This is a genomic window from Adhaeribacter terrigena, from assembly GCF_016623615.1.
Taxonomy (GTDB): Bacteria; Bacteroidota; Bacteroidia; order Cytophagales; family Hymenobacteraceae; genus Adhaeribacter_A; species Adhaeribacter_A terrigena.
On sequence record NZ_JAEHFX010000005.1, the window covers coordinates 119960 to 141656 of the forward strand.

Consider the following 21697-nt stretch of genomic DNA (forward strand, 5'->3'; position numbering starts at 1 on the left):
AAACTATGTTTTCTTTTAAAAAATTAGCCTTATTCGTCCTTCCCGCCGCCTTAATTTTCACTTCCTGCAAAGAGGAAGATGCTCCGAAACCAAACCCAAATCCCGGCACCCAGCCAGTAAATAATTTGCCGGCGCTGGTGCTGACCAATGTACTGGCTGATACTGTTTTACAAGACCGCAACACCGACCCAGCCAAAGCCGATTACCTGGTAAACAGCAACATCCGGATAGATGCCAAACTTACCCTAAAACCGGGCGTGGTGATCGGTTTTGCGCAGGATGCCCGCGTTGACCTGAACACTACCGGCAGCTTGATTGCCAAAGGCACGGCCGAAAAGAAGATCCGCTTTATTGGCCAGACGGCGCAGAAGGGTTTCTGGAGCGGTATTATTATTTATTCCGCCGCCAGCGTCAACGAAATTTCGCACGCCGAAATTCTGCACGCCGGCAGCAAAGCCATGCTCGACAACCAGAAAACGGCCGTCGCCTTATTTGAAAATGCCCGCGTTTCGGTAAGCAATTCCACGGTTTCGCAGAGCGGCGGTTTTGGCATGTACCTGCGCGACAACAGCATTCCGGTTACGTTTGCCAACAATGTTTTCAGCTATAACCAGGAAGCACCGTTGCAGGTAGCGGCCAACCACGTAGCCGTTCTCGATGAAGCCAGTATTTATACCAATAATAACGGTCGCAACGCAGTAGAAGTGCGGGGTTCGCTTTTAACCGGCAACAACGAAATTACCTGGCCGGCTTTTACCGATGGCACGCCGATCCGGTTTTTGGCAACTGTGGGCATCCGCACCGGCTGGAAACTCAAACCCGGTACTACCATAGAAATGGCGGAAGACAAGCAAATAAATATTGAAACCAATGGTTACCTGAATGCCGTAGGCACAGCTGCTAAAAAGATCGTATTTACGGGCACCGTAAAAGCCACCGGCACCTGGAATGGCCTGGTAGTTTATACCCGCAGCGCGCTCAATGTCTTAGACCACGTTAAAATCCAGCATGCCGGCGGAAAAGCTTTATTTGGCGGCACCAAAGCAGCCATCGGGCTTTTCGGAACTTCGGCCACCAGCCTGGAAGTGCGCAACTCCGAGATCAGCCAGAGTGGCGGCTACGGCATTCACGTGTTCGGTAATAAAGGCGTGCTGAACGCCGATGTGGAAACAGTAAACACGTTTACCGGCAATACCCAGGGCAACGTTTATTACGAGATATAATCGCTGCAATCGCTGACTTTCAGGATTAACCCCACCTTAATCCTCCTCTAATTCAGGGGAGGATTTTTTTTAAGCTGTCAGCTAAAGAAAATGGCAAAGAAGTCTGAACACGATTTTAAGAGATTTATAGGATGGACAGGATTATATGTCTGAATGATGATTTCCAGGATTCGTGGGACTGCAGGATTTTGTCTGAATCAGAATTTACAGAAACGAAGTTCGGTGTAGCCAATTTGAGAATTTACAAAATCAACAAACAGAATGTATCGCTAGGAACAGCCCTTGTGGGTGTCCTTTTTACATATTCATTTCACGCCAATCGCCAGCGCAGCGTTTCCTGAAATCAAGGACTGAAGAAAAGTAAACTAAAAAGAAGCGAACTACGAAGGCAAGCTGACACCAGTTTCTGTGCGAGCGGCCTCCAAGACTTCCGGTGCCACAGGCAGCCCGCAAGGGCAGGAAGGGTTGCAGCCGCGAACGCAGAAACGAAGCCGCCCGGCTTGAGGGAAAAAGCTTCATTGAAAGTAAAATGCTGGTAGTTAAGAACAGAAGCTAGCTATGAAAACGGTATGCTTTCAAGCTCAAAAACTCAATAAAAAAACCTTCTTCTTAGCTTAAAGAGATCCCTCCTATCGTCGGGATGACAGAAAAAGCCGGGATGACCGAAAGAAAAACGCTATGCTTAAGACCTTAAAAACTCTATAAAATCAACTTTGAAACCGAATATCCTTAATCCGCAGCTGCAACGAAATCACTCCCCGAAAAACATTCTGCTCTACGCAGTAGCACACATCAAAAGGGATGCCTTTCAGGATTTTCGGGTAATGGTCGGCCATGCCAAAAGCGATCGCATCAAATTCAGTAAAACCATCTTGCGTAAGGCGCAACTTTAAATGCGTATCGCCTACTACACGGCAGCTGCCGGTATCGTACACGCACTCCGAAGAAAATACCGGCGCCATGTTGCCCGGTCCGAAAGGCTGCATCTGGTTCAGGATCCGGAAAAACGATGGGGTAATTTCTTTAAAATTAAGCGGCACATCTATTTCTACCTGCGGCGTTTGCTGCTCTTCGGTAATGGTACGGGCCACAATTTCCTCAAAACGCTCCCGGAAAGCCGGTACGTTTTCCACTTTCATGGTTAAGCCGGCCGCATACATGTGCCCGCCAAATTGCTCTAACAGATCCGAACATTCCACAATCGCGCTGTGCACATCGAAGCCGTGTACCGAGCGCGCGGAGCCGGAAGCCATGCCATCGTTAGAAGCTGTAAGAATAATGGTGGGCCGGTAATAACGTTCAATGCAGCGCGAAGCCACAATGCCTACCACTCCTTTATGCCAGGTTTCCTTGTAAAGCACCGTCGATTTCGATTTCCGGAGAAAACTATCGCCTTCAATCATTTCCAGCGCTTCCTTGGTAATATTGGTGTCGTGCACCCGGCGGTTCTGGTTCGATTCGTTAATGCTTTTGGCTTCCTCGAAGGCTTCTTCTTTGGTTTTGGCCAGCAGCATGGCCACCGAACGCTTGGCATCGCCCATGCGGCCGGCAGCGTTTATGCGCGGCGCAAACCCAAACACGATGCTGTTAATATCGAGGTCCTCCTTTAAAGCCGCCAGTTCTTTCAGCGCTTCCAGACCCGGACGTAAAGGCGCACCGGAATTCAGTAAACGCAAACCGAAATAGGCCAGAATGCGGTTTTCGCCGGTAATCGGCACAATATCGGCGGCAATAGAAATTACGGCAAAATCGAGCAGGGCGTAAAGTTCGTCGGTATCTAAATTATTCTGCATGCTGAACGCCTGCATGAGCTTGAACCCAACGCCGCAACCCGAAAGGTGTTTATAAGGATAAGGGCAGTCCGTTTGCTTCGGATCGAGCACGGCTACGGCCGCCGGAATCTGGTCGTCAGGTAAATGGTGGTCGCAGATAATAAAATCGATGCCTTTTTCTTTGGCGTACGCTACTTTATCTACTGATTTTATGCCGCAATCGAGGCTGATGATGAGCTTAAAATCATTTTCCGCAGCCCAGTTTATTCCATCTGTAGAAACGCCGTAGCCTTCTTTGTAACGGTCGGGAATGTAGTAATCTATTTTCCCCTGGAAATACGGCTGCAGATATTTGTAAGCCATGGCTACGGAAGTGGTGCCATCTACATCGTAATCGCCGTAGATCAGGATCTTTTCGCCGTTATGAAGTGCATCGTTCAGCCGGTTTACAGCCAGGTGCATGTCCTTCATCAGAAAAGGGTCGTGAAGGTCTTCTAAAGAAGGGCGGAAATAAGCTTTGGCTTCATCGAAAGTGCAGATATCGCGCTGACAAAGTATGGTTGCGATCTTTTCGTGAATAGACAGGCTCTTTGCCAGACTTTCCACTTTTTCAGGGGCCGGCGCCGCTTTATAAACCCATCTTTTCTCCATCCTTCCGGTACTTTTATTTAGACTATAGAATACAAAAATAAGAAATTAGTTCCGGTAAACATCAATCCGGTTTTGGCGAGCCATGGACTTTGCGGTAAAATGTGCGTATTTTTGCAGCAGATAAACGAAAATTTGAAGTGAAGAAGCTTAAAGGAATTTACGAGAAATATAAAGATTATGCCCAGACCGATGTGCTGATGTACCTGTCGTTTATCATTTTCCTGATCATTCTTTTTGTTTTCTTCCGTTAACTTTTCAGGGTTTTTAAAGCGGAAAGCATAGCGTTTTCCTTTCGGTCATCTCGGCTTTTTCCGTCATCCCGACGATAGGAGGGATCTCTTTAAGCGAATAAGTTAGTTTGCTATTGAGTTTTTGAGCCTGAAAGGATACCGTTTTCATAGCTAGCTTCTGTTCTTAACTACCAGAATTTTACTTCCATAGTTTACTTTCTCCCTCAAGCCGGGTGGCTTCGTTTCTGCGTTCGCGGCTGCAACCCTTCCTGCCCTTGCGGGCTGCCTCCTGCGTCGGCACCGGAAGTCTTGGAGGCCGCTCTCACAGAAACTGGTATCGGTTTGCCTTCGTAGCCAGCTTCTTTTTAGTTTAGTTTTCTGGATAGCGTGATTTTCAGGATACGCTGCGCTGGCGGAATGCGGGAAAGCAAATCAAAAATAATCCTGTCCATCCCAAAAATCCTTAAAATCGTATTCAGACAAAAATCACCATAATCAATAAATCATAGTTCAGACTTGATTGCCGCTTACTTTAGCTGACGGTTTTAAGTCCTCCACTGATTTAGCTGTTGGGATGGGTTCAATTTACCACTGCATCGCCGCGGAGTTTCCGGAAACGTTTGCGGGCTTCTACTGAATAGGTACTTCCCGGAAACTTCAGGAGCAGATCGTTGTAGAGTTTCTGGGCAGTAGCTGTGTCTTTCAGGTTTTCCTCGGTGATTTTGGCGGTCAGAAACAGGGCATCGTCGGCTAAAATATCGTCGCTGTAGTTGGCCGTGATTTTAGCCAGGCTGAAAAGCGCATCGGTGTAATTGCCTTGCCGCAAAAATATCTTCGCTTTCTGAAAATAGATCTCATCGGCCAGGTTGTGGTTTGGGTATTGCTTCAGGATCTGGTCGAGTTTCTGAATGGCTTGCGCAAACTTATTCTGAAAAAGCATCAGATCAGCTTCCGCGTAAGCTTCCATGGCAACTGTAGAAGTATCGAGGCCGGTATTGTCGGTAATGAGCAAGCTTAATTCCATGGCATCGTTGGCTATTTCGCGGCTGGTAGCCAGTTTCAGAATGTCCAGGTGGGCCTGCGCCAGTTCAAAATCGCCTTTGTAGTAACTCAGCCGGGCGTTACGCAGTTTGGCTTCGTGCCCGATGGTAGTTTCCTTATGCGATTTTTCTACCTGCGAATAAAGCAAGGTTGCTTCCCAGGGTTCGCCTTTCAGCAAATAAATATCGCCTAAGCTGATCTTGGCCTGTGCTACCAGATCGGCATTGGCGCGGGGAGTATTGATCACTTCTTCCAGCAAAACAATGGCTTTATCTTTTTCATCGAGGTAAAAAGCATGCAGCATGGCTTGGTTTTTCATGGCTTCGGCCGTCTGCGGATTTTTCCCGAATTCAGTTAATAACTGCTGGTATTCCGTGATCAGGGTCCTGATCTTTTGCGGCTCGATCGGGAAGCTGTTTTTAACCTGTTCTTCGCGGGCATTGAGTAAGCGCTGGCGCGCCATGGCGTAATACTGGCCCGAAGGATATTCTTTAGTAAGGTATTCGTAGGCTTCGATCGCGCTTTCGTAATCGCCGTTTTTCAGGCTGATCGCGCCCAGTTCAAAAATGCGCACCCCGTTTTCACGGTTACGGCGGTCCATGGCACGGGCCTGGATCAGTGCGCTGCCAAAGTCTTTCCGTTGCAGATAAACCCAAAGCAGTAATTCGCTCAATACCTTCTGGTCCGGGTTTTTCTGCACTTTCGAGATCAGCACGCGTTCCAGGGCTTCAAACTCCTTTTCGTCTTTGAGGCTGTTTTGCAGCATGTTTTGCGCGTAACCCGCCTGCCCCGGATTCACTTCTACCAAACCCAGCACCTCGCCCATTACTTTATCAGTTTGCTTCTGCACCGTATAATGCTGGATCAGATCGCTGTAGTAAGCCAGGTTGTTGTTCTCCAGTTTGCGGCCCTGCAAATAGGTTTTCTCAACGTATTCGGGCAGATTTTTCTCACTGAAGGCGGCTGCCGTTGCCCGCACTTTGGGCGCGGTAAGCTGGCTGATCATTTTATCGAATTGCTTCTGGCTGTCTTCGGTTTTGCCGGCAGCTTTATAAACCAAACCCAGGTCAATTTCATAATCGGGGTTATCGGGCACTTTTTTTATGGCTTTTTTCACCAGCTTTTCGGCCGGCTTAAATTTCTTTAGCGCCAGCAGGGTTTGCAGGTAATTGGGGTACAGGTAAGTAAACCGCGCGTTATCTTCTATCAGTTTTTCGTAGATCGCTTCGGCTTTGGCAAAATCACGCTGCTCAAAATATTCTTTGGCCAGCTTTTCTTCGCTGCGGTTTTTCTGCTGCGCAACCGCGCCGAAACTACAGAGCAGCAGCAGCAAAAACGCTATCATTTTCGGGCAAAAAAGTGCTCGCATCATTTTTCGTTGTTCGTTATTCGTTGCTCTTTGTTCGTTTCAGAGAATCTCTTGCCGTAACCGAAAGAAGCAAAATTTACTATTCAATATAACGCAATTTCCTTCGAAACTGTGCAGCCTGCAGACAAATAAAAAAGCTGCTCCTTTTCGGGAGCAGCTTTTTGAGGTAAAATCCATACCGTTTTGCGGTTTAGAAGAATTTTACGCGGGAATCTTTAATATCGGCACTGGCTTTTACTGCTTCGTAAACGGCATTGTCTAAACGGCCTTTGCGACCAACCAGCATTTGCTGTTTCAGCATGTTCAGGTCTGCAGGCGCCTGGGCAGGCGTAATATTCTGCAGTTCCATCATCATTACGCCCGACTGGCCTTCAATAGCACCGGTACGTTTGCCTGGTTTCAGACCGAATACCTGGCCTACAGCAACCGGCTCCAGCCCTACGCCTTCAATTGCGCCTGAGCCAAAGTTTACATTTTCTGAAGTACGAACCTGCGCTTCCGGACCGTATTTAGAGGCAATCTGCTCTAAAGAACCGCTGGCGCCTTTCAGTTTCTCCATGATCTGCTGGGCTTTCTTTTCGTTGCGAACCGCAGCGGTCAGTTCCTCGCGGCGGGCATCGATATTAGCTTCGCCTTTTTTGGTTTTGCCGGTTAAAACTGCTACCACAAACTGGTCGTCTACTTCAAAAGCCGGCGAAACGGAGCCTACTTTGGTGTCTTCGCGGAACGCCCAGCGTACTAATTCACGAGCATTGGCCAGGTTATTTACGAAACGATCGTTTGCTCTAATGCTTTTCGCTTCTGCTTTCATCAGCGACTTATCTTTCTCGATGTTCGCTTTGAAATCTTCCGGCGATTTGCTTAAACCAGCCAGTTCATCGGCCTTGCGGTAAGCGGCATCGCGGGTATCGTCAGACGAAGAAATGTTGCGGGTAATGGTAGCGACCTGGTAGCTGCGGGTAGTTTTTGGTTCGGTAACTTTTACAATGTGGTAACCGAAGCTGGTTTCTACCAGGGTTGGCAGCAAGCCGGTAGATTTAGCACCAAAAACTGCTTTTTCGAATTCAGGAACCATATTGCCTTCGCGGAACCAGCCTAAATCGCCGCCCTGTGAAGCCGTCCCATCGGAACCGTGCTGACGGGCCATAGCGGCAAAATCAGCTCCGCCTTTAATTTGCGCCAGCACATCCTCAGCTTTTTTCTTGGCTTCTGCTTTTGCTTCCGGCGTTTCGGCAGCAGGCTTGAACAGAATGTGGCTTGCCCGGATAGAAGCTGCACCGCCATCTTTAATATCGGTTACTTTGTGAATCGTATAAACGCCGTTCTCTTCGTAAGGACCAAAAACCTGGCCTTCGGTTAAGGTTTCGTTTTTCAGTTTTTCAGGAAGCTCGCCAATGTTTACATAAGCCGGGTTGAAAGGCGCATCGGAATTGGCTACGGCAAAAGCCGAATCGTTGGTGGAAGCCTGAAACTGCTTGGTTAATTCAGCAATTTCTTCTTTGGCCGCTTTCGCATCTTCTTCCGAAGGACGCACCGGGATGGTTACGTACTCGAAGCTGCGGGCATCTTCCGATTTGTATCTGTCTTTGTTTTTATCCAGGTAAGCTTTCAGCTCCTCGTCGGTTACTTTAAAAGCCGAATCGGATAAGGTGAAATATGGAATGTATAAGTATTTTACGCTGGCAGCTGCATTCTGCTCGTCGTTAAAGTTTTTCGCTTCCTGAGTAGTTACGTAAGCCGATTGTTTGATCAGGTTATCGTATTTAATGCGCATCCGGTCCGGGCCTAAACCCTGTTCGAACTGGTGCCAGGCGGCCTGCTGTTCGGCTGGCTGCTGGTCTAACTTGCTCAGGTAATCGATAACCGACGCACGATCGAACTGCTGCGTTTGCGGGTTTACAAATGCCTGCTGAATGGCCGGGTGAATGTGGTTACCCTGTACCATGTCTACCAGTTCTTCTTCGGTAACTGTTAAGCCTAAACGCTCAAATTCCTTCTGAAAAGCTACTTTAAAGATCAGCTGGTTCCAGGCTTGTTCCCGTAGTGGAGCCATTTCTTCTTCGCCGGGCTGTTTGCCATTCTGGGCAGCATAATTGCGTTTTATACCTTCCAAAGTTTCGTCGAACTCCTGAATGGTAATTTCTTTGCCGGCTATTTCGCCAACGATGGTATCGCCACGCCCGAACAATCTGGAATTAGGACCGAGCAAATCGCCTAATACCATGAAAATAAGCAAGCCTACGGCAATAGCACCTACTGCCCAGCCAGACTTCTCCCTGATTTTGTTAATTACTGCCATTGATAAGTTAAATTGTAAAAGAATTGCAAAATAATGAGAATATCCCGTAAGTTCAAAATTTTGCGAAATTTCCCCGTAAACGCTGATTATCAGGCTTCGGTCTGCTCCGGGTGCATGGTGAACCGCACGGTGTTTATCCGGTTCTCATCCATGGTAAGCACGGTTATGGTAAAAGGCGGCACCGGAATAACATCGCCGGCATTCGGAATATCTTCGTTTACCGATAAAATAAAGCCGCCCAATGTTTCATAATCGCCTTCCGGAAGCTCGAAACCGTATTTTTCGTTCAGGTAATCTATTTCGTGGCGCGCGCTGAAAAGATACGTATTCGGTTCCGGCAACACTTGCTCCACGAGTTCGTCTTTGTCGTATTCGTCTTCAATTTCGCCGAAAATCTCTTCAATCACGTCTTCTACAGTTACAATACCCGAGGTTCCGCCAAATTCATCTACCACTAAGGCCATGCTGCGGTGGTCTTTAATAAATTTCACGAGCAGCTCATTGGCCAGCATGTTTTCCGGAATAACGGTTACCGGCGTCAGAATTTCTTCTATAGCAGCTGGTTTGCGGAAAAGCGAAAGCTGGTGACAATAGCCGATGATATTATCGATGGTTTCTTTATAGACCAGGATTTTGGAATGCCCGCTCTCAATGAAAAGTTGGCGGAGGTCTTCAATGCTGTCAGAAATTTCCACCGCTTCAATTTCGGTGCGGGGCACCATGCATTCCCGCACTTTTACGGTTTTAAATTCCAGGGCATTTTCCAGGATGCGGGTATCTATTTCCGGCATTTCTTCGGTCTGGGCCGGGTCGGCGCTGCGACGAATGTGTTCTTCCAGGTTGGTAGCCGCAAAAGCCGGTTTTTCTTTGGAATAATTTACGCGGGCTACTTTGCCGGTTACAAAGCGGTTAAACCCGGTTACGAACTGCACCAGCGGGTAAAACAGGTAATAGAAAACGGTTAAGGGCAGCGCAAAAGCCTGCAGCAATTCGTGGCCGTAAATGCCAATAAAAACTTTAGGAATAAGCCAGCGCGATAAGAAAAGGATAATTGCTGCCACAATTACCGCTATTGCCGAATAACCAATGGCCGAGAGTTCGGGGTTTTGCCACAAACGGTAATAAAGCCAGGAAGCCAGAATAACGCCGGAGCCTACCATGGCAATCAGGCGGCCTACCAGGCAAATAGCGGCTACGCGCAACCGATGGTCAAGCAGCCAGTCGGTGAGGCGCTCAGACCAGGACGTGCGTTTGGAACCCAGATCGAAGGAAAATTTAGCCGGCCGCAGATAGGCTACTTCGGCGGTGGTGAAAAAGCTTATCAGCAGAAAGAAAAAAATCAGCAGCAAAATGGGACCGGGGTCGCTCATAAATTATTAATGGGCTTAAGAATTCTGTTTTTTTCTGTTGTAACGGAAAATGGTAATAAAGGCAATGGAGATCATAAAGATCCAGTAGTTATACCCGATCGCTTCAGAAACGGATACGGTTTGCATATCGATCAGTACGCGGTGCACCCCGATAATAAAGGAAACAATGGTTAAAGATATAAATATAGTTTGTTTAAGCGACACGATTTTGGTAATTGGTTAATGGTTATTGGCTACCGGCTTTACTTTTTTAGTGAAAAAGAATAGCGTTTTTTTTAAATGGTTGAATGGTTAAATGGCTGAATGGTTGAATGGCTGAATGGCTGAAAGAGCAAATAGCGGCATTTAAAGATTCAGTGATTCTTTTATGCATTCATCCTTTCTTTCAAGAATTTAATTAAAAAACCATTTAACCATTCAGCCATTTAACAATTCAACAATTCAACAATTAAGTTACTCTTTCACCGAGAAAATGCCGGATGGTTTTAAAATGCGGTAGCGCGAAAAATCCTGGTTGGCCTCCAGGCCGTGGCCGGTCAGAATTTCGTCGGCGGTGCGGATCTTTACAAATTTATTGGTGCGGATCTTCTGTTGTTGCTTGTGCCAGCGCAATTCTTCGGTTTCCAGCGTTTCGTTTTTGGCTATGTTTTTAACTACTACGTTGCCACGGGCCAGGTAAGAATCGGATTCTTTATCGTATTTGCCGTAGTTGGCCTGCAGCGTGGTGGTTATGCGGCCCAGTTCATCCAGGAAGGTTAAGTTAAATCCTTTCGGATAAATGCCGTCGCCGCTTTCGTATTGCTGCTGCAAAGGCGCGTTGAGCTTAATTTTCAGGCGCGCCGAATCGGAATAAAGCGTTTTTACGTCGGCCGTTTCCATGATCGGACCGGTATATTTGGGCTGCTTGTCCGGGTCTTGCGTAGCCGGGCCGCAACCGGCGTTCAGCAGCAAAACCAGGCTCAGCAGCCAAAAACCAAGCTGCCAGCTTTTATCCGGAACGTTTTTCTGCATCAGGCCCATTTATATTTATTGGTGCTTTCGTTGGGGTTTTCAGGTTTAAAAAAAATCAACCTGACTTTTTACTGCCCGAACCCTACCGTTTTTTTAATCTAATTTCCGCTGAATGAACCACTTATTGTTGAGCGAAAGCCCTACCTGCGCCCGGATAAAGTTTTCCTGCACCAGGCTATTATCGGTAGTACCGCGTTTACCCAGCGCAAAACCCAGGTTCAGGAACGAACTTTCGGTAATAAGCGAACGGCCGAGTGGCAAAGTAAAGCCCCAGGTTACAGCCGCTTCGTTCAGTTGCTCGTTGTTTATTACGTATTGCGTTTGCCCGTAGCTGAAACCGGCGCGGTAGGTTACGCGGCGCAGGTATTTCGGCGAAGCAGGTTCCGGCACAAATTCACCGCCTAAACCAAAACGCGTGGTATTTTCGAACGGAGAGTTGCCTTCAAAGTTTTTAAATTCCGACCAGTTTTGCAGCGCAATATCGGCGCTTACGCTCCAGTTCAGGGCATTATCAAGGCTTAAGCCCAGTTGAAAACCACCCGGAACCGTAACTTTTTTATTGGCGCTGTCGGCGTGGGTCTGATCCAGACCGGAGGTATTGAGGCGCTCGATATACGTGCGGCGCTCCGCATTCAGATCGGTAGCCAGATTATAAACCCCGCCGATTCCTACGTTATATTTACCCATTTTCCGACGATACGCCACACCGGTTTTAAAAGCAAAATCGCTGTAGCTGGTTTCCTGACGGATACGCAATTGCTGCGAAGTAAGGGTTTGGGAACCACTAGTCCGCTGCAGCGCCGTGGTATACATATTATCGATGGTTCCGAAAATGTATGATGCGGTGGCGCCGATGGTCAGGTCTTTAAAAACTTTTACACCGTGGCCGAAATACACTTCCGATAAGCCGCCTTCGCCACTGTATTTCACTAAAGCTTGCGTACCTGGGTCGTTTATTACCGGCTGTACGGCGTTGGTTTCGTATTGCACCGTGCTGTAAGGCTTCAGGCCAAATGCGGCCGACCAGCGTTTGCTTACCGGAATAGCCAAACCAATCGTGCCTAAATTGGTGCTGCCGTCGCGTTGCGAACGACTGTCTTCTTTCAGGGTTTTAAGCTGGCTGTTTACGGTCAGCTCAAAAATCACATTGTTGTTGAAGTAAAGCAGCGCCGGGTTCAGTTCGTTTATCTGGTAACTGTTTGGGGATGCTACGCCGCTGCCGCCCATGCTGAAGTTGCGAATACTGCCGTTGTTCGTGCTCAGATCGCCGATGCCGAAGCGGGAATAAGGCGAGTTGCCCAGGCTTTGCGCCGTGGCGGTGTTGGTAGCCAGCAAACCGGCAGATACTAAAAATATCGTTAAAAACTTATGCATGTGGAATCAATAAACTATTCAGCCCGAGCAAAACCAATTCAGGAATTGCAAAGATGCGTCCTTTTAAGTTAGTTTCAAAAAATGTAGCGTCGCCGCCACAAAGGATTATGTGCAGGTTTTGAGCCTGTTTTTCATAGCGTTTTATAATGCCTTCGGCTTCGGCCAGCGTACCGTTATATACGCCGCTTTGCATGGCCTGCGCCGTGGTTTTGCCCGAAATTTCGGGCACAAACGCCGGCTGCTCTAAAAACGGCAAACGGCTGGTAAACGTATGCATGGCCTTAAATTTCATAGCTAAACCCGGTGCGATCAGGCCTCCGTGGTAATTTCCTTCAGCATCCAGGAAATCGTAAGTAATGCAGGTTCCGGCATCAATTACGAGGCAATCGGTTTTGGGAAATAAATGCGCTGCGCCTAAAACCGCCGCCAGACGGTCTTTCCCCAAAGTTTCCGGAGTTTGGTAAAGATTGGTAATGGGCAGTTTGGTCTTATGCGTAAGCTCGACTTTTTTACCCGGAACCGATAGCGTTTTCAGCACTTCTTCGCCCGAAATTCCTACCGAAGCCAACGCAATATTCTCCGGCTTTTCTTCGGCTACCAATTGCTGCAAAGCTGAAATCTCCGAAATTACCCCCTGCTTTTTGAGCTGGTTATTTTCAAAGATTCCGAATTTGGTGTTGGTGTTACCGATGTCGATGATCAGGTTGCGCATAGAGTTATTCTGTAGTTAAAACCTTGCTCCGAAGAGCGACATCGGGAAAGTATATTTTGTAGTATTTATTGGGCTTCAACCCACATTTTTAACTTATAAGTTATTCTCAGATAAAATATCTGGAAAATAACTAAGCCAATCTGAATTTATTTTCACTACTTCTATTAAGGAAATAATACAGGACTCCTGAAATAGTTGTACTAAGAAAAACAGCTAAGATACTACCTATCCAAAAATCGCTCATTTGTAATTTTACCATCCAGATTATTAGTGTCGGAATGTGAAGAAAAGCTCCTACCAGAAATTTATTCCATTCTATTATTTTAATTCGGCTTTTAAATCCAAAATAAATAACTGTCTGTAAAATGAGGTTAATAATAATTACTGGTATACTAAAGTACAAAGATGAGATGATTACATCCCCCCAACTTAATAGTCCATCATAAATTTCTGAGGTATTCAATGCTTTTATCTTAGTGGCAGAGGAGAAGACTATGAAAATTGATACATCTTTAATGAAAATATGAATTGGATAGAATCTCATTCTCAATATTTATGATTTGCTGTAAACGGTATTAAATTTTATAGCTGCCTTGTTCTATAGAAATATTTTAGTCAATTGTTATTTAAAATATTGTCACAGCAAAAACGAAATAGTTGGCTATAAAACCAATCTTTGTATTATCTCCTTTTCAATCAAAGCAAAAAAATCCGGCAACTTTACAATTGCCGGATTTTCAGAATGCTATAAGAAATATTTCAGGCGGATCACTTCTTTTTCACTCAGGAAACGCCAGTTGCCGCGTGGCAGGTCTTTCTTGGTCAGGCCGGCGTATTGTACGCGGTCCAGGGTTACAACTTCGTAGCCCAAGCTTTCGAAAATACGGCGCACAATGCGGTTGCGGCCAATGTGAATTTCGATGCCCAGGAACTTGTTTGTATTCCCAATCAAGGCCAGGTCGTCTACAATGGCTTTGCCGTCTTCCAGTTCCAGGCCTTCCGAAATTTTCTGGAAATCGTCTTTGGTGATCGGCTTATCCAATTCAACCTGGTAGATCTTCGAATTCTTGTGGCTCGGGTGTGTTAATTTCTGCGCCAGTTCGCCATCGTTGGTGAAAAGCAACAAGCCCGTCGTGTTTCTGTCTAAGCGGCCAACCGGGAAAATACGTTCTTTCGAGGCATTTTTCACCAAGTCCATCACCGTTTTGCGGCCTTCCGGATCTTCGGTGGTGGTAATAAAGTCTTTCGGCTTATTCAGCAACACATAGACTAATTTTTCACGACTTAAGTTTTTTTTTCCGTATTGAACGCTGTCGGTTGGTTTTACTTTGTAGCCCAGCTCGGTAACTACTTCGCCGTTTACCCGGATCTCTCCGGCAGCGATCAGTTCATCGGCTTCGCGGCGCGAGCAGATACCGGCGTTGGCAATATAGCGGTTCAAACGCAGCTGACCATCGGCCGAAAGATCTTCCGAACGGTTTTTATCGCGGCCGGCATAGCGTTTCAGGCCTGCATAATTAGGCGCCTCTCCTACATCTTCTCTCGACATGCGGTTCTGACGGTCGGCATAGCGATCCGGACGGCCACCACGCTCTTCGCGCGCTGGGCGTTCAGTTCTGGCTGGTCGGTCTTCTCTTGCAGAACGATCGTCTCTGGATGAACGCTCTTCGCCAAAGCTGGTATCGTTTTTAGGACGGTACGGACGGAACTCGCCTTCAGCTTCCGGATTAAAATTTTCTTCTTTATTGAAACGCTCTTCGCGCGGGGCACGGGTTTCGCGTGGAACAAATCCTTCTTTTCTGCCCTGACCTTCGCGGGATGCGCGCATGCCCGGCGTAAAGCGGTTGCCGCCACGCTCTTCTTTGTTGAAGCCACGGTCTTTGGAAAAACCACGGTCTGAAGAACCAGACGACTTTTTATCGTCAGCATCATAGCGTTTTTTCACGTACGGGGTGCGCACGTCGCCCTGCATATCGGCCGGGTTTGGTTTCTGACCGTAGTAGCTTTTCTTGCTGCCAATGTGCGGAACCGGGCCTTTTTCTTCCTGACGTTTGCGGTATTCTTCTTTCTCCGGTTTAAAGCTGCGGTTGCGTTCACCTTTGCCACCACGCGGCACCGAACCCTGGCCTGATCTTTCGGCACGCGCTACCCAAGGACGATCGTCGGTTGGTTTGCGGCTGGCCGGCCGGTATGGGCGGAATTCTTTATCGCCACCTTCCGAACGGCTCGGGCGGTCGGAAGAACGGTTTTCGTATGGACGGTCGCTTTTGAAACCACGGTCTTTATTGTAAGGACGGTCGGAACCAGAAGCCCGGTCTTTATTGTACGGACGATCCGAGCCACGTTCTTTATTGTATGGACGGTCAGAACCCGATGCGCGATCTTTATTGTAAGGACGATCTGAACCAGACGAACGGTCTTTATTGAAGGAACGGTCTGCGTTGTACGGACGATCGGAACCGCGCTCTTTGTTGAACGGGCGGTCAGCACGATCGGCATTGTACGGTCTGTCGGTGCGCGGTTTGCCGCCATAATCGCCTCTAGGGCTGTCGCCGTAAGGCTTGCGGTCGCGGCTATCGGAGGAACGGCCTTTGTCGTTGCGGTTGAAGATCTTTTTGCCTTCGCCGCTGCTTGGGCGATCAGAACCGAAAGAACGTTTGGCTGGTCTGTCGCCAGAGCCGCCTCTTGAATTATTGTATGCCATCTAAATTGGATTGGTGATGCAGTATCGCTACTGGATCGGTATATAATATATATGAAATGCTAGTTTTCGGAAATTTCGCCGATGGTATTTTCTTCCAGGGCAAAATCTTTTAATTGCGGGAGGTCGCGGAGGTGGTTGATGCCAAAATATTCCATGAACTTCTGGGTGGTGCAATAAAGTACCGGCCGGCCAATGGTATCGGCTTTGCCTTTAATTTCCACCAGTTCTTTTTCCAGGAGTTTGTGCAGGGCATAATCGCAGCTCACGCCACGGATCTGCTCGAGTTGAGTTCGGGTAACGGGTTGTTTGTAAGCTACAATGGCCAGAGTTTCTAAAGCAGAAGCCGAAAGTTTGCGTTTCGATTTCTGCTTTAGGAACAAGGCCAGGGTTTCCTGGTAATCGGGTTTGGTTAAAAACTGGTAACCGCCGCCAATGGCGTAGATCTGGAAAGCAAACGCTTCGGAAACGAAAAGCTGGTGAATTTCTTCAATGGCTTCCAGCACGTCGCTTACAGTAACTTCCACCTGCAGGGCTTCGGAAAGACATTTCTGCATTTCTTCGATTGCCACAGGAGCCTGGGCGCAAAAAACCAGCGCCTGAATATGCGATACCAGTGGATTCAACATCGTTGTTCGTTGATCGTTATTCGTTGTTCGTGATTAAAATTCTAGTCTTCAGCGTTTTTAACCCTGAAAAGATACTGTTTCGTTCCGTAATTCAGAATTAAAATCCGGGCAACGGTAAACGAATAACGAACAACGAAAAAGAATTAGTCTATGCGTTGGTTTTTAGCTTCGATGGTGTGCTGGGTGTGCGGCACAGCGCGCAGACGTTCTTTCGGGATCAGCTTACCGGTGGCAATACAAACGCCGTAGGTACCGTTTTTAATCCGGATCAGGGCGTTTTCAAGCTGCTGAATAAATTTCAGCTGGCGGGAAGCTAACTGGTTCAGGCTTTCTTTTTCGGCCGTATCGGCACCGTCTTCCAGTAATTTAGAAGAAGAAGCGGTATTATCGGTGCCTGAATCGTTGCGGCGGCTCAGGGTTTCTTTAATAAAAGCTACTTCTTTTTTGGCGTTGTTAAGTTTCTCGGTAATCAGGTCTTCAAACTCGATCAGTTCTTCACGTGAATAGCGCAGTTTTTCCTCGCTCATGTTGGGTACCCTTTAAATATTATTTAAAATTTCTTTTAACTCTTTTTTAGCTGCTTTCGCCGGTTCTGGTGCGTGGTGGCAGTTCAGCTTGGTAACACACGGTTTGCTTAAATAGTTTATTAACTATATCGGCTTCGCAAACACATACTTAGGCAAGCTGAAATTTGTCACAAAATTAACGGATTAATCCCGAAGTTGCTATTCTGCTTTGTTTATTTTCGGTTTTTTATTCTGAGCGCTAATTTCCGCCGAGGCAAACGACCCAAAAAGGAAGCAGAATCTTTCCGAAACTCCTTACCCGAAGTCCGGAAAAAGGTTGTAATTAAACTTTTACTTTTAAATTGCTGCTCCCGGCCACTTTTCAGCCCTAAGATCTTCGCGTTTTTTCACATAATCTGAAAGTCTGGAACTATCTTTGAATGGCCGTTTGCGGTTTCATATTTTATTTTCCTGCACATGCAATTTCTACGTACTTCTTTAGGCGCCGCGCTGTTGGGCCTGTTTTTTATGGCCGGTTGCACGGCGCCGCGTTCGGTTATCCATTCGGGCAAAGTTACGCCCAAAGGTGAATTTAAGGTGGGTACCAATTACGCTTTCAACGTGGCTACGCAGCCCATTGGTGCCTTAGCCGATGTAACCGCCGGACTGGTAAAAGATCTGAAAAACCGCGATACGGTGGTTTTAGACGACCAGGTAAACGGCGTTTCCAGGGCAGCGGTGGCTTATACTTTGGATCCGGTTGCGCCGAGCTGGGATTTTTATGTACGTTATGGTTTGGTAGACCGCGTGGATGTGGGCTATAAATACGCATTCGGTTCGCACGTTTTCGATGCCATGTACCAGTTTATGGGCTCTACCGGCACGCCTAAAAACCCGGGCCCGGCCGGCACGTATGGCAGCATCGGTTTGCAGTATTCGGGCCGTGACTCGAAGCTGCCGGGAAAAATTCTATGGCAAAACATAGACGACCTGCTACAATACAATGCTTCCCGCACTGATATTCTTATTCCGCTGGTTTTCAGCACCTCGTTTGGGCCGGAAGAGGAAATGGGAAATATTTCGTACGGGGTAGCTTATTCGCATACCTGGATCAAATATAACTTCAACCCGTCTAATTTTGTGCAAAAGCAGGCAGACCGCCAGGATGTAATTCCGGTAAAGCCGCTTTCGGCGAAGAATAATTACGGCTCTTTAGGGGCTTTTGTAAACGCGAAGATCGGTTATAAGTACGCTTATTTTTTACCGGCGCTGGCTATTTATTTCCAGAATTACGGGGAGTATGAGCTGTTGGGCGGGAATAAAACGGAACTCAAAGGTCTGACGGTTATTCCTTCGCTGGGTCTGCAGTTTCAGTTTGGTAAAGGAAGGTAGTTTTTTCTGCTAAAAATATAGCGTTTTTTCGTCATCTCGACGTGAGGAGGGGTGTATTTAAGCGAATACAAAAGTTTGCTATTGAGTTTTGGAGGCTGAAAGGATAGCGTTTTTATAGCTTGCTTCTGTACTTAACTTCCAGCATTTTACTTTCAATTGAGCTTTCTCCCTCAAGCCGGGTGGCTTCGTTTCTGCGTTCGCGGCTGCAACCCTTCCTGCCCTTACGGGCTGCCTGTGGCACCGGAAGTCTTGGAGGCCGCTCGCACAGAAACTGGTGTCTGTTTTCCTCCGTAGCTCGCTTCTTTTTAGTTTAGTTTCTCAGATAACTTGATTTTCAAGGGGCGCTGCGCTGGCGATATCGTGATGGCAGAAAATCTAATCAAGGGTAGGAAAAACTTCCCTCCTTTAATCTTGAAAATCGTGTTCAAAACATTGCAATCTGCTTTAGCTGACGGTACTCTTTCCGATCCAAGCCCTCCTCTGATTTAGGGAAAGATTTAGGTGGGATAAATCCTGGAAATTCTAAATTGGCTACGCCGAACTTCGTTTTTGTGAATTCTGATTCAGGCAATTGTCCTGAAAATCCCTTAATTCTAAAAATCTTGATCAAAAAAAGCCCTCCCTGAATTAGGGGAGGGTTGGATGGGGTAAATGCTATGCATTTAAGCTTAAAAACTCAGCATATGAATGGCTGCCACGGCGGCTTCTACGCCTTTGTTGCCGTGTTTGCCGCCGGAGCGGTCTAAGGCTTGTTGCAGATCGTTGGTAGTTACTACGCCAAAAATTACCGGCTTATTGAACTTCAGGCTTACGTCTATCAGGCCTTTGGCTACAGCGTGGTTAATGTAATCGTCGTGCTTGGTTTCTCCTCTTATTACTACGCCCAGGCAGATCACGGCGTCTATTTCCTGGCTCGATGCTAAGAACTGGGCTCCCAACGGCAATTCGTATGTTCCCGGTACGGTATTGCGGTGAATGTTTTGCGGCAGGGCGCCGTGCCGGAGCAAAGTGTCGTAAGCCCCTCTGCATAAAGCATCGGTAATTTCTTTGTTCCATTCTGCTACTACCATCCCGAACCGTTTGCCGGAAGCATCGATCAGTTTTTCAGAATTATATTCGCTTAAGTTTTTCAGGGCGCTGGCCATAGGTAATTAATAATTGATAATTAAGAATTGGTTATACGAAGGTGTGAATTAGATCTGGAAAACGCTATGCTTTCGGGGTAAAAAAGTCATTTTATCATTCTGGGTTCGGGAAAAAGCGAAAGAGCAAGGCTTCCAATTTCCAACGAAGTCAATATTAAATATGAAGCCGGTCATAAACTATCCGCAACCATTACAATACAGGTTTATGAGAGCGCTATAAGGTTCTTCTTTTGATCTGAATACGAAAACCCATATTGCTAAAAACAAAAACGACGCTTCGGCCGGAAAGTTTTCCAGCCTGAGCGTCGTTTAAGACTTTCGGAAGTTTAATAGATTGGTAATTAGTTTGAAGCCAGCATTTCGGCGCGGGCTTTGTATTTTTTCGCGTCGTTTACTTCAGTAGCCGTAGCGTAAGTAGAAATGATCTTGTTATAAGCATCGGCGGCTTCTTTGTAATTTTTAGCAGCTTCGTAAGCCATGCCCGCTTTCATTAAATATTGCGGTGCAAAAAACTCATTGGCTTTGTAGTTAGCCGCTTTCATGTACATTTCAGAGGCCTCGGCCGGCTTGTTCAGTTCCATGTTCGCATCACCGATCAGGCTGTAGGCGCGGGCTTGCAAGATCAGGTCGTCGGAGCTAAAATCTTCCAGTTTATCAATTGCTTCCTGAAATTTACCTTGCTTTAAATAAACTACACCGGCGTAGAATTTCGCTAAATTTCCGGCTTTGGTTCCGCTGTATTCTTCGGCAATGTAATTCAGGCCTTTGTAACGGGCATCGCCGTTCAGAGCTTTGTTCAGCGAGTCAGCTTCGAAATCGTAAACCGCTGGGTACAAAGCAATTTGCGCCTCTTCTTCCTGGCTCTTTTTAAAACCGTAGTAAGCAAAGCTACCGGCAATAACCAGTGCGATGGCTACAAAAACGCCGAGCAGCGTATTTTTATGCTTCTTTACAAAATCTTCCGATCCGCTGGTTAAACGCTCTGCGAGGGCATCCGGATCCTGTAACAGATCGTATTCGTGCTGCTTAGCTGCCTCAGCCGCTTTTTGAGATTTAGCTGCGTCCGGATCGGTGGTATTCTTAATTGCCATTGATATATTACTGAATTAAAAAAATCGAAGATAAGGGTTTTGTTCTGAAAATGCTACCGTTTTGTTATTCCATTATGTAAGGGTAGTCTTTTTGCACGTAAATGTCGGTAAATAATTCGCTTGGGTCCGGATAAGGCGAGTTTTCAGCAAACTCAACCGACTCCTGCACCTGCGCTTTTACTTTGTCGTCAATGGCCTGAAGCTCTTCTTCGGTAGCGTATTTATTTTCCAGAATGGTGTAGCGCACGCTTTCTATCGGGTCCTGGTTGCGGTATTCTTCCAGCTCTTCTTTGGTGCGGTACTTGGCCGGATCAGACATAGAGTGGCCTTTGTAACGATACGTTTTAAATTCCAGGAAAGTCGGGCCTTCGCCGTTTCTGGCGCGTTCGGCCGCGCGGGCCACCGCTTCGTGAATATCCTCGCAGCGCATGCCGTTTACCGGCTCCGAAGGCATGTCGTAACCCAAGCCAATTTTATACAGATCGTGTACGTTAGAGGTCCGCTGCACGGAAGTACCCATGGCGTAACCGTTATTTTCTACTACAAAAATTACCGGCAGTTTCCACAGCATGGCCATGTTAAAGGCTTCGTGCAAAGCACCCTGACGCACGGCGCCATCGCCCATGTAGCAAATGCACAGGTTTTTGGTGCCGCTGTATTTTTCGGCAAAGGCAATACCGGCACCAAGCGGAACCTGTCCGCCTACAATGCCGTGACCGCCAATAAAATTCACTTCTTTATCGAAAATGTGCATCGAGCCGCCTTTGCCTTTCGAGCAACCGGTAGCTTTCGCAAATAATTCGGCCATCACGGCGTTTGGCGAAGTGCCTAACCCCAGCGGATGGGCGTGGTCGCGGTAAGCCGTGATCCATTTATCGTCTTTGGTAAGGGCGGTAATGGCACCGGCGGCGCAGGCTTCCTGGCCAATATATAAGTGGCAGAAACCTTTAATTTTCTGCTGACCGTATAACTGACCAGCTTTTTCTTCGAACTTGCGCATGAGAACCATCATCTCGTACCAGCGCATGTAGGTTTCTTTTGAAAATTTTGTTTCAGCCTGTACCTTTGTTGCCTTCTTTTCCTTCGCGTCTTTCGTAACTGCCATAGCTGGAATTGCTCGTGTTTTCTTAGTTTTGGATCTGTAACCACCGCCGGAACAAGCTGAAAACAGCCAAAACGGT

The 21697-nt window shown here is 47.2% G+C and carries 16 protein-coding genes; 2 read left to right on the forward strand and 14 right to left on the reverse strand.

Annotation, left to right across the window (positions count from 1 at the left end):
* The first annotated feature begins 5 nt into the window (after positions 1-5).
* Positions 6-1223 (forward strand): right-handed parallel beta-helix repeat-containing protein, encoded by a 1218-nt coding sequence (locus I5M27_RS11100; RefSeq protein WP_200506286.1) that lies wholly within the window; start codon positions 6-8, stop codon positions 1221-1223.
* Between the two features lie 707 nt (positions 1224-1930).
* Here I5M27_RS11100 and recJ read toward each other — a convergent pair.
* The 11 genes from recJ to I5M27_RS11155 all read right to left on the reverse strand — a co-directional run bounded on the left by recJ (position 1931) and on the right by I5M27_RS11155 (position 16909).
* Positions 1931-3646 (reverse strand): single-stranded-DNA-specific exonuclease RecJ, encoded by a 1716-nt coding sequence (gene recJ, locus I5M27_RS11105; RefSeq protein ID WP_200506287.1) that lies wholly within the window; start codon positions 3644-3646, stop codon positions 1931-1933.
* An 810-nt stretch (positions 3647-4456) separates the two neighbouring features.
* Positions 4457-6289, reverse strand: coding sequence for a tetratricopeptide repeat protein (locus I5M27_RS11110; protein WP_200506288.1), 1833 nt, complete (start codon positions 6287-6289; stop codon positions 4457-4459).
* A gap of 187 nt (positions 6290-6476) precedes the next feature.
* Positions 6477-8585 carry a peptidylprolyl isomerase gene (locus tag I5M27_RS11115; RefSeq protein ID WP_200506289.1) on the reverse strand — a complete coding sequence of 703 codons (2109 nt, stop codon included), beginning with the start codon at positions 8583-8585 and terminating at the stop codon, positions 6477-6479.
* A gap of 89 nt (positions 8586-8674) precedes the next feature.
* On the reverse strand, positions 8675-9955 hold the full coding sequence (locus I5M27_RS11120; protein WP_200506290.1) for a hemolysin family protein: 1281 nt from the start codon (positions 9953-9955) through the stop codon (positions 8675-8677).
* 15 nt (positions 9956-9970) lie between these two features.
* Positions 9971-10159: a hypothetical protein gene (locus I5M27_RS11125; RefSeq protein ID WP_200506291.1), complete on the reverse strand. Its 189-nt coding sequence runs from the start codon at positions 10157-10159 to the stop codon at positions 9971-9973.
* A gap of 249 nt (positions 10160-10408) precedes the next feature.
* Positions 10409-10975, reverse strand: a complete 567-nt coding sequence (gene lptC, locus I5M27_RS11130; RefSeq protein WP_234462496.1) for an LPS export ABC transporter periplasmic protein LptC — start codon at positions 10973-10975, stop codon at positions 10409-10411.
* Between the two features lie 84 nt (positions 10976-11059).
* Positions 11060-12340 (reverse strand): hypothetical protein, encoded by a 1281-nt coding sequence (locus I5M27_RS11135; RefSeq protein ID WP_200506292.1) that lies wholly within the window; start codon positions 12338-12340, stop codon positions 11060-11062.
* Positions 12333-13052: a type III pantothenate kinase gene (locus I5M27_RS11140; RefSeq protein ID WP_200506293.1), complete on the reverse strand. Its 720-nt coding sequence runs from the start codon at positions 13050-13052 to the stop codon at positions 12333-12335. Before I5M27_RS11140 ends, I5M27_RS11135 begins: the two co-directional genes overlap by 8 nt.
* Positions 13053-13797: 745 nt before the next feature.
* Positions 13798-15756, reverse strand: a complete 1959-nt coding sequence (locus I5M27_RS18585; RefSeq protein ID WP_234462497.1) for a pseudouridine synthase — start codon at positions 15754-15756, stop codon at positions 13798-13800.
* A 59-nt stretch (positions 15757-15815) separates the two neighbouring features.
* Positions 15816-16382, reverse strand: a complete 567-nt coding sequence (gene scpB, locus I5M27_RS11150) for an SMC-Scp complex subunit ScpB (protein WP_317193587.1) — start codon at positions 16380-16382, stop codon at positions 15816-15818.
* 143 nt (positions 16383-16525) lie between these two features.
* Positions 16526-16909, reverse strand: a complete 384-nt coding sequence (locus I5M27_RS11155) for a TraR/DksA family transcriptional regulator (protein ID WP_200506294.1) — start codon at positions 16907-16909, stop codon at positions 16526-16528.
* A gap of 456 nt (positions 16910-17365) precedes the next feature.
* Here I5M27_RS11155 and I5M27_RS11160 point away from each other — a divergent pair, with 456 nt between their 5' ends.
* Complete coding sequence (locus tag I5M27_RS11160) at positions 17366-18280, forward strand: hypothetical protein (RefSeq protein WP_200506295.1); 915 nt, start codon at positions 17366-17368, stop codon at positions 18278-18280.
* A 668-nt stretch (positions 18281-18948) separates the two neighbouring features.
* On the opposite strand, the gene ribH is transcribed toward I5M27_RS11160, so the two are convergent.
* From ribH to pdhA, 3 genes are all read right to left on the reverse strand, one after another.
* Positions 18949-19425: a 6,7-dimethyl-8-ribityllumazine synthase gene (ribH, locus tag I5M27_RS11165; protein WP_200506296.1), complete on the reverse strand. Its 477-nt coding sequence runs from the start codon at positions 19423-19425 to the stop codon at positions 18949-18951.
* Positions 19426-19766: 341 nt separating this feature from the next.
* On the reverse strand, positions 19767-20516 hold the full coding sequence (locus I5M27_RS11170) for a tetratricopeptide repeat protein (protein WP_200506297.1): 750 nt from the start codon (positions 20514-20516) through the stop codon (positions 19767-19769).
* Positions 20517-20580: 64 nt separating this feature from the next.
* Entirely contained in the window at positions 20581-21621 is a 1041-nt protein-coding gene (gene pdhA, locus I5M27_RS11175; protein ID WP_200506298.1) for a pyruvate dehydrogenase (acetyl-transferring) E1 component subunit alpha, read from the reverse strand.
* Between the last annotated feature and the right edge of the window lie 76 nt (positions 21622-21697).